This is a genomic window from Serratia sp. LTN-2 (assembly GCF_059740205.1).
This window is the reverse complement of record NZ_JCAXDO010000022.1, coordinates 54,245-62,330: the sequence shown is the minus strand read 5'-3', so window position 1 is coordinate 62,330 and position 8,086 is coordinate 54,245. Positions and strand designations below refer to the sequence as shown.

Here is an 8,086-nt window from a genome sequence, read left to right as displayed (position 1 = left end):
CCCGGGTGGCCGGAATTTGCTTTTTGTACGGCGTCCATGCTGAGTGCGCGGATGGCGTTGGCAAGCTCTTTACGAGAAGACATAACGAAACTCCAGTACGGTTACAGTTGAGCGGCCAACATGTCTTCCAGCTTCTGCTGGTCGACGGCGAACAGGCGAATGCCTTCGGCGAGTTTCTCCACCGCCATGGCGTCCTGGTTGTGCAGCCAGCGGAACTCCGCTTCGGCCAGCGGAGCCGGTTGGTGGAAGCCTTCGGTAGACGGGGTCAGCTTGCGCTCAACCGGCCGGTCGCTGTTTTTCAGCTGTTCCAGCAGATTCGGCGCGATGGTCAGACGATCGCAGCCGGCCAGCGCCAGAATTTGCTCAACCTTGCGGAAGCTGGCGCCCATGATCACCGTCTGGTAACGATGACGCTTGTAGTATTCATAGATGGTACGCACCGACTTCACGCCCGGATCCTGATCGGCATCGTAGTCGGCGGCAGGCTGTTTAGCCTGATACCAGTCATAGATGCGGCCGACGAACGGCGAGATCAGATACACGCCGGCTTCGGCGCAGGCGCGGGCCTGAGCGAAAGAGAACAGCAGCGTCAGGTTGGTGTTGATGCCTTCTTTTTCCAGCTCTTCGGCGGCTTTGATGCCTTCCCAGGTGGAGGCCAGCTTGATCAGAATGCGCGATTTGTCGATACCTTGCTCTTGATACATGGCGATCAGCTTACGCGCTTTGGCGACACACATGCCGCGATCGAATGACAGACGGGCGTCCACTTCGGTGGAGATGCGGCCCGGCACGCTTTTGAGGATCTCGACGCCGATGTTGACCGCCAGCTTATCGCTGGCGTTGATCAGCTGGGTTTCCTTGCTGCCACCCTGGCGGCGGGCATATTCCAGCGCTTCGGTGATCAGCGCTTTGTACTGCGGCAGCGCGGCGGCTTTCAGGATCAGCGAAGGGTTGGTGGTGGCGTCCTGGGGTTCGAACTGGCGGATGGATTCGATATCGCCGCTGTCGGCGACCACCGTGGTCAGCTGCTTGAGTGCGTCTAATTGATTCATTGATAAGCTCCTTGACCAAGCTCAACGTAGGGAAATGAGAACCTTTTTCATCATAGGGGGAACACACTGCATCATCGGGTCGGGAATGAAAATGCGCTTTTTCTGATTGTTGCGATGGATAATAACAATGGATGCCGAGTAAACCCAGGCGGAGCGCGGTTTGCGCGCGACCGCCATCGAGGCTGAAAGCGGTTTAACGCCGCCCGACCACGTTTTCGTAGTAGCCGATTCGTTCGACCTTCGGCGCTGAACCGCCCCCTTCAAATTCCGATTCCAGCCAGGTATCGACGATGGTTTTCGCCAGCTCTGCGCCGATGACCCGCGCGCCCAGCGTGATGATTTGCGCATCATTGCTTTTGCGCGCCCGTTGGGCGGAGTAAGTATCGTGACATTGCGCCGCGCGAATGCCGGGCACTTTATTGGCCACGATGCTCATGCCGATGCCGGTGCCGCACAGCAGGATCCCCCGCCGATGTTTTTCCTCCCGTATCGCCTGCGCGACGCGATAGGCGATATCGGGATAGATCCCGGCTTCTGCGGCGCGATCCGTCGTGTAGTCAATGACGGGGATATCCCGTTGTTGCAGGTGGGCGACGATCAGATCCTTGAGTTCAATGGCGGCATCATCGGCGCCAATGGCGATAGGCAGCATAGCGGTCTCCTGGTTGATAACGAAAAGGGCGGCGATCCTCGGTGGCGCCACGTTCATTACCGTATCTCTGTTTTATCAAATGTTCAATTGATGATCTTTTGTTTTTTCGTATTGCTCTTCTTTGTTCCACTAAAAAGGTGATTTGTGTCACTAATTAAGGGTTTTAAAGCGTTACTCATCCTTTGGTAGGTGGGTTTTTGAGCGATATCACACTTTAACAAGTTCGCTGTGGGCAAATTGAACGCTTGGCGCTAGTGTTCATTTGTTCTTTGTTTGTGTTAATGATCAAAAGAAATCACCCTACCAGAGGAGAGTGCTATGTGTCAGACCTGCATAACAGAGGCGAAAATGGCGGACGGTATCCCCGAGATCATGAAGGCGGTAGTGGCGTACGCTCCTAAAGATTACCGCCTGGAACAGGTGCCGGTACCGAAGGTTGGCCCGAAAGAGATCCTGGTGAAGATCGAGGCCTGCGGCATCTGCGCCGGCGATGTTAAAGCGTTCGAGGGGGCGCCCAGCTTCTGGGGCGATGAAAAACAGCCGGCGTATATTAAGGCGCCGATGATCCCCGGTCATGAATTTATCGGCCACGTGGTGGGATATGGCGATGGCGTTGAGGGGTTCAAGATCGGCGATCGGGTGATATCAGAACAAATTGTCCCCTGCTGGCAATGCCGCTTCTGCAACCGCGGCCAGTATTGGATGTGCGAAAAGCATGACCTGTACGGTTTCCAGAAAAACGTCAACGGCGGCATGGCTGAGTACATGAAGTTCACCAAAGAGGCGATCAACTATCATGTGCCGGCCGATCTGCCGATCGAAAAAGCCATTCTGATCGAACCCTATGCTTGCTCCTTCCATGCGGTGCAGCGCGCCAATATCAAGCTGGGGGACGTCGTGGTGTTGGCCGGGGCCGGCACCCTGGGGTTGGGCATGATCGGGGCCATCAAAAAGTCCGGGCCCTCGAAGCTGGTGGTGCTGGATCTGTCCGACGATCGTCTGGCCCTGGCGAAGCGCTTCGGCGCGGATGTGACGCTGAATCCGACCCGTGACGACGTGCCTGCGGTCATTAAAGCGATGACCGACGGCTACGGTTGCGACATCTATATCGAGGCGACCGGCGCGCAAAAGTCCGTGGAACAAGGCCTGACGCTGATTCGCAAGCTCGGCACCTTCGTCGAATTTTCCGTTTTCAAAGATCCGGTGACCGTCGACTGGAGCATCATCAGCGACCGCAAGGAGCTGGACGTGCTCGGTTCGCACCTCGGCCCTTACTGCTACCCGCTGGTGATCGAAGGCATCGCCAATGGCGATCTGCCGACCGAAGGCGTGGTGACGCATACGTTGCCGCTGGAACAGTTCGCCGAGGGCTTCGAACTGATGAAGCGCGGCGTGGGTTCAATCAAAGTGGTGCTCAATCCAAACCTCTGAAGCCTGCGTCGTTCCTCGGGTGCGGGCGAGCCCGCGCCTCCATAATCACATGTGCTGGGGTGTTCTATGTTGCATGGACTGATTCATCGCATTGGTCTGTCACCGAAATTGCTGCTGGGCTATGCCGGCGTGCTGGTGTTCATGATGGGCGAAGGGCTGGAGCAAGGATGGCTGTCGCCTTATTTGATCGGCAAGGGGCTTAGCATTCAAGAATCGGCGTTGTTGTTCAGCGTTTATGGCTTCGCCGCCGCAATCGCCGCCTGGTTTTCCGGGGTATTGGCGGAGATCTTCACCGCCCGGCGAGTCATGCTGGCGGGGTTGCTGCTGTTTTTGTTCGGTTCGGTGTGTTTTCTGACGTTCGGGTTGCCGAGCAACAACCTGTCGATCATGGTGCCGACCTATGCGCTGCGAGGTTTGGGTTATCCGCTGTTCGCTTACGGTTTTCTGGTGTGGGTGGCGTATGAAGCGCCGCCGGAAAGGCTGGGGTCGGCGGTGGGGATTTTCTGGTTCGTCTACAGCGGCGGGCTCAGCGTGTTGGGGGTGCTGTATTCCAGCATCATGCTGCCTTATCTCGGCGAAATCCACACGCTGTGGAGCGCGCTTATCTTCGTCGTGCTGGGCGCGGTGATTGCGCTGATGCTCAATCGCAGCGAAGGCACCGCGGAGCGCGGCAATCGGGAAAAAGCCTCGCTGGCTTACGTTCTGAAAGGCATCACCATCGCGTTCGAAAACCCGAAGATCGGCCTGGGCGGCATCGTGCGCACCATTAATACCTCTGCGGCTTACGGCTTCGTCGTATTCATGCCGATGTACATGATGGATATGGGGTTCACCCGTACGCATTGGCTGCAGATGTACGCCGCGCTGTGGACGGTCAACATCATTTTCAACCTGATTTTCGGCGTGATCAGCGACGGTCTCGGCTGGCGCAATGTGGTGATGTGGTTCGGCTGCGTCGGCTGCGCCCTGACCACGCTGATGTTCTACTACGTGCCGCAATTCTTCGGCGCCAACTACCTGCTGACCGTTTGCGCCGCCGGTTTGTTCGGCGCCTGCCTGGCGGCGTTCGTGCCATTGTCGGCCATCATGCCGTCGCTGGCGCCGGACAATAAGGGCGCGGCGATGTCGATTCTCAATCTGGGCGCCGGCTTGAGCACCTTTGTCGGCCCGGCGGTGGTGGGGCTGTTTATCGGCAGCCTGGGCACCGTTGGCGTGATCTGGATCTTTACCGGCTTGTACCTGTTCAGCGGCGTGCTGATGAAATTCGTCACGCTGCCGAAGGAAAACGCGACGGTGGCGGAAGAACGCGGCGCGAGTTTGGCGAAAATATCCTGACCGATGGTGAAGTTCACAGTTTTAAGGGGAAATTTATGATTAATCATCAAACTACGCCGCCACGCGAACTCTCGCTGCAGGGCAAGGTGGCGTTGATTACCGGCGGCGCTGCGGGTATCGGTCTCGCGATCGCCGAACGCTATCTGCAAAACGGCGCACGCGTGGTGCTGCTTGACCGTGCACCGCAGGTGGTGGAAGTGGCGCGGCAACTGCACGCCGAGGCGGCGTTGGGCGTTGTGGCTGACGTGACCGATTCGGCCTCGGTGGAACGGGCGGTGGCGCAGGCCGAAGCGCATTTCGGGCGGCTGGACGTGCTGGTCAACAGCGCCGGTATCGTCGCGCTGCATCCGGCCGAGGAGCTGCCGGAAACGGCGTGGGATGCAACCCTGGCGGTCAATCTGAAAGGCGTGTTTCTCACCTGCCAGGCGGTGGGGCGCCGTTTCATTCGCCAGCGCGGCGGCAGCATCATCAATCTCGCCTCGCAGGCCGGCGTAGTGGCTTTGCCTAATCACCTGGCCTATTGCGCCAGCAAAGCGGGCGTTATCGGCTTGATCCAGGTGCTGGCGTTGGAGTGGGGGCCGTACAACGTGCGGGTCAACGCCATTTCACCCACCGTGGTTTTGACGGAGCTGGGGCGCAAAGCCTGGTCTGGCGAGGTAGCGGAGCAGATGAAGCAGAAAATTCCGCTGCGGCGCTTCGCTGAGCCGCAAGATATCGCCGCCAGCGCTCTGTTTTTGGCCGGTGACGCGGCAGCGATGATCACCGGCGCCAACCTGGTGGTCGACGGCGGATACACCATTCAATAATTCCTTATTCAGGCGACAGAGAGGCCGCGATGAACAGAATCATTAACGATCCCGATCACGTAGTGGAAGACGCCATTCAGGGCTATCAGCTGGCCCATCCGAACTATTACGCCGCCACCGACAATGCGCGGGTGTTGAAATACCCGGCGGCGCCGATCGCCGGTAAAGTGGGCATTGTCACCGGCGGCGGTTCCGGTCATGAGCCGGCGTTCCTGGGTTATGTCGGCAAGAACATGCTGGACGCCGTTGCGATTGGCGAAATTTTTTCTTCTCCTACGGCGGGGGCGTTTCTCGACGCCTTCAAGGCGGCGGACAGCGGTGCCGGCGTGGCTTGTTTGTACGGCAACTACGCCGGCGACAACATGAACGTCAAGATGGCGATCAAGAAGGCCACGGCGGCCGGCATGCGGGTGAAAACCGTGGTGGCCAATGATGATGTCGCCTCGGCGCCGGCCAGTGAAATCGAGAAGCGACGCGGCGTGGCCGGAGAAATTCTGATGTGGAAGGTCGGCGCGGCGGCGGCGGCCAAGGGCTACGATCTGGACGGCGTGATCGGCGCGGCGCAAAAAGCCATCGACCGGTGTCGTTCGATCGGCGTCGGCCTCAGTTCCTGCACCATTCCCGCGGTCGGCAAACCCAATTTTCATATCGAAGACGGCAAGATGGAGATCGGCATCGGCCATCACGGCGAACCGGGTATTGAGGTATCGCCGATCCAGTCGGCGTCGGCGATGGCCGGCACCATGCTCGACTTCGTGCTCAACGACATGCCGCTGGAACAGGGCCAGGAGGTGGCGTTGCTGATCTCCGGGCTCGGCGCCACGCCGGTGATGGAGCTGTATATCTATTACGCCGAAATCGAGCGCCGGTTGACGGCGAAAGGCGTGCGGGTGCATCGGCGCTACGTCGGCAATTACTTCACGTCGCTGGAAATGATGGGCGTGACGCTGACGCTGATGACGCTGGATGACGAACTGAAAACGCTGCTGGACATGCCGGCGCAATCCTTAGGTTTAACGCAGGTGGAGTGAATCATGACGGAACAAATTTCAACCCGGTACGGCAGTGAGATCGTTGCGGGGCTGATAGAAACCATTGTCAGCAACCGCGAATACCTGAGCGAAATCGACGGCGCCATCGGCGACGGTGATCACGGCATTAATATGTCGAAGGGATTCGCGATGTGCGGCGACGCCATTCGCGGCCGCGAGCTCACGCTGGCGCAGGCGTTCGATGCGGTTTCGGATGCGCTGATGGAGGGCATCGGCGGTTCGATGGGACCGTTGTACGGTAGCCTGTTCATGGGCATGGCGGAGAGCGTTCGTGAGCGCAGCGTGCTGGATAAGCAGGCGTTTCTGGCGATGTTGCACGGCGGATTGAGCGAACTGCAGGACATCAGCAGCGCGGGCGTGGGCGACAAGTGTCTGATGGATACGCTGATACCGGCGGTAACGGCATTTGAACAAGCGGCGGGGCGCGGTGACGACTTTGCCGCAGCGCTGGAACAAATGAAAATCGCCGCAGAGCGCGGGCGGGACTCCACCCGCGAGCTGGTGGCGAAAATCGGCCGCGCCAGTCGTCTGGGCGAGCGTTCGCGCGGCGTACTGGACGCCGGTGCGGTCTCTTGTTGTCTGCTCTTGACCCGATTGGCGGACGAGGTGGAGCAACGACTGAATACCGTTGCCGCTTGAACGCGTTATACTAGCGGGCATTCAGCCTTGTCGGAGGGCGGCGTATCGTCCCTCCGCCATCATCAACCGGCCTGCCGTGGGGAAACGTCTAACGGATGGAAAAACAAACTGTGTCCCAGGATAACGAACTGCTGACTGAAATCGCCGTGGCTTATTATCAGGATGAGATCACGCAGGAAGAGATCGCCAAGAAGTTCGGCATCTCGCGGATCAAAGTCGGTCGCTTGCTCAAACGCGCCAAGGAAGAGGGCATCGTCGAGATCAACGTGCGTTATCACCCGGTATTCAGTACCCGGCTGGAGCAACAAATGCTGGAGCGTTTTCCCATCAGCCGCGCGCTGATTGCGCTCGACCATCAGGACGAAGAGGAGCAGCGGCGACAGGTGGCGGCGCTGGTGTCCAACTATCTGGCAATGTCGTTGAAAGACGAAATGGTGTTGGCGGTCGGGCAGGGACGCAACGTGGCGGCGATCGCCGATCACGTCGGCAGCGTGACGGAACGCAACTGCAAGTTTATCTGCGGCATCGGCGGCACGCACCGTCCGGGCGATGCGATCAACGCCGACCACATCAGCCGGCGTTTGGCGAAGAAGTTCGGCGGCAGCAGCGAGACGCTCTATGCGCCGGCCTACGTCGAAAATCGCGCGTTGAAAGAGGCTTTCATGCAGAACGGCACGATTAAGGAAACGCTGGATCGCGCCCGTAAAGCCGATGTGGCGCTGGTTGGCATTGGCGATATGAATGAAAACAGCTACATGGTGAAGTTGGGCTGGTTCACGCCGCATGAGATTATCGACGCCAGCCTTAATCAGGGCGTGATCGGCGATATCGCCGGCTATGACTTTTTCAACGCTCAGGGGCAGCACGTCGACACGGTGATGAATGACCGAGTGATCGGGCTGAGCATTGATGAACTGCGCAAAATTCCTTGTGTGATCGCCATTGCTTCCGAGAATACCAAGGCGCTGGCGATTCTGGGGGCATTGCGCACCGGCGCCATCGATATTATCGCCACCAGCGCGCTCAATGTGCGCACTATCCTCAACATGTCGCAATAGCGGCACCTGCAAAAAAAAGGGTTCAGCGCCAGGCTGAACCCTCCAGAGATGTCCCCCTTTT

Annotated in this window: 9 protein-coding genes; 6 read left to right on the top strand and 3 right to left on the bottom strand. The window is 58.7% G+C overall.

Annotation, left to right across the window (positions count from 1 at the left end; translation table 11 throughout):
• The 3 genes from AC6BYQ_RS25220 to rpiB all read right to left on the bottom strand — a co-directional run.
• Positions 1–83, bottom strand: an 83-nt coding sequence (locus tag AC6BYQ_RS25220; protein ID WP_134267863.1) for a thiamine pyrophosphate-binding protein, incomplete at its 3' end; no start/stop codon positions are given.
• Between the two features lie 18 nt (positions 84–101).
• The gene (tal, locus tag AC6BYQ_RS25215) at positions 102–1,052 is read right to left on the bottom strand and encodes a transaldolase (protein WP_019453873.1); all 951 of its coding nucleotides are present in this window, start codon (positions 1,050–1,052) and stop codon (positions 102–104) included.
• Between the two features lie 193 nt (positions 1,053–1,245).
• Entirely contained in the window at positions 1,246–1,704 is a 459-nt protein-coding gene (gene rpiB / locus AC6BYQ_RS25210) for a ribose 5-phosphate isomerase B (RefSeq protein WP_198636237.1), read from the bottom strand.
• A 318-nt stretch (positions 1,705–2,022) separates the two neighbouring features.
• Here rpiB and AC6BYQ_RS25205 point away from each other — a divergent pair, with 318 nt between their 5' ends.
• The 6 genes from AC6BYQ_RS25205 to AC6BYQ_RS25180 all read left to right on the top strand — a co-directional run bounded on the left by AC6BYQ_RS25205 (position 2,023) and on the right by AC6BYQ_RS25180 (position 8,025).
• Entirely contained in the window at positions 2,023–3,135 is a 1,113-nt protein-coding gene (locus tag AC6BYQ_RS25205; RefSeq protein WP_063919847.1) for an MDR/zinc-dependent alcohol dehydrogenase-like family protein, read from the top strand.
• A 66-nt stretch (positions 3,136–3,201) separates the two neighbouring features.
• A complete protein-coding gene (locus AC6BYQ_RS25200; RefSeq protein ID WP_154746605.1) occupies positions 3,202–4,470 on the top strand; it encodes an MFS transporter in 1,269 nt (422 codons plus the stop codon).
• Between the two features lie 35 nt (positions 4,471–4,505).
• Positions 4,506–5,276 (top strand): SDR family oxidoreductase, encoded by a 771-nt coding sequence (locus AC6BYQ_RS25195; protein WP_498057685.1) that lies wholly within the window; start codon positions 4,506–4,508, stop codon positions 5,274–5,276.
• Positions 5,277–5,305: 29 nt separating this feature from the next.
• On the top strand, positions 5,306–6,307 hold the full coding sequence (locus AC6BYQ_RS25190) for a dihydroxyacetone kinase subunit DhaK (protein WP_498057684.1): 1,002 nt from the start codon (positions 5,306–5,308) through the stop codon (positions 6,305–6,307).
• 3 nt (positions 6,308–6,310) lie between these two features.
• Complete coding sequence (gene dhaL, locus AC6BYQ_RS25185; protein ID WP_063919843.1) at positions 6,311–6,967, top strand: dihydroxyacetone kinase subunit DhaL; 657 nt, start codon at positions 6,311–6,313, stop codon at positions 6,965–6,967.
• A gap of 95 nt (positions 6,968–7,062) precedes the next feature.
• A complete protein-coding gene (locus AC6BYQ_RS25180) occupies positions 7,063–8,025 on the top strand; it encodes a sugar-binding transcriptional regulator (RefSeq protein WP_063919842.1) in 963 nt (320 codons plus the stop codon).
• Positions 8,026–8,086: the final 61 nt, after the last annotated feature.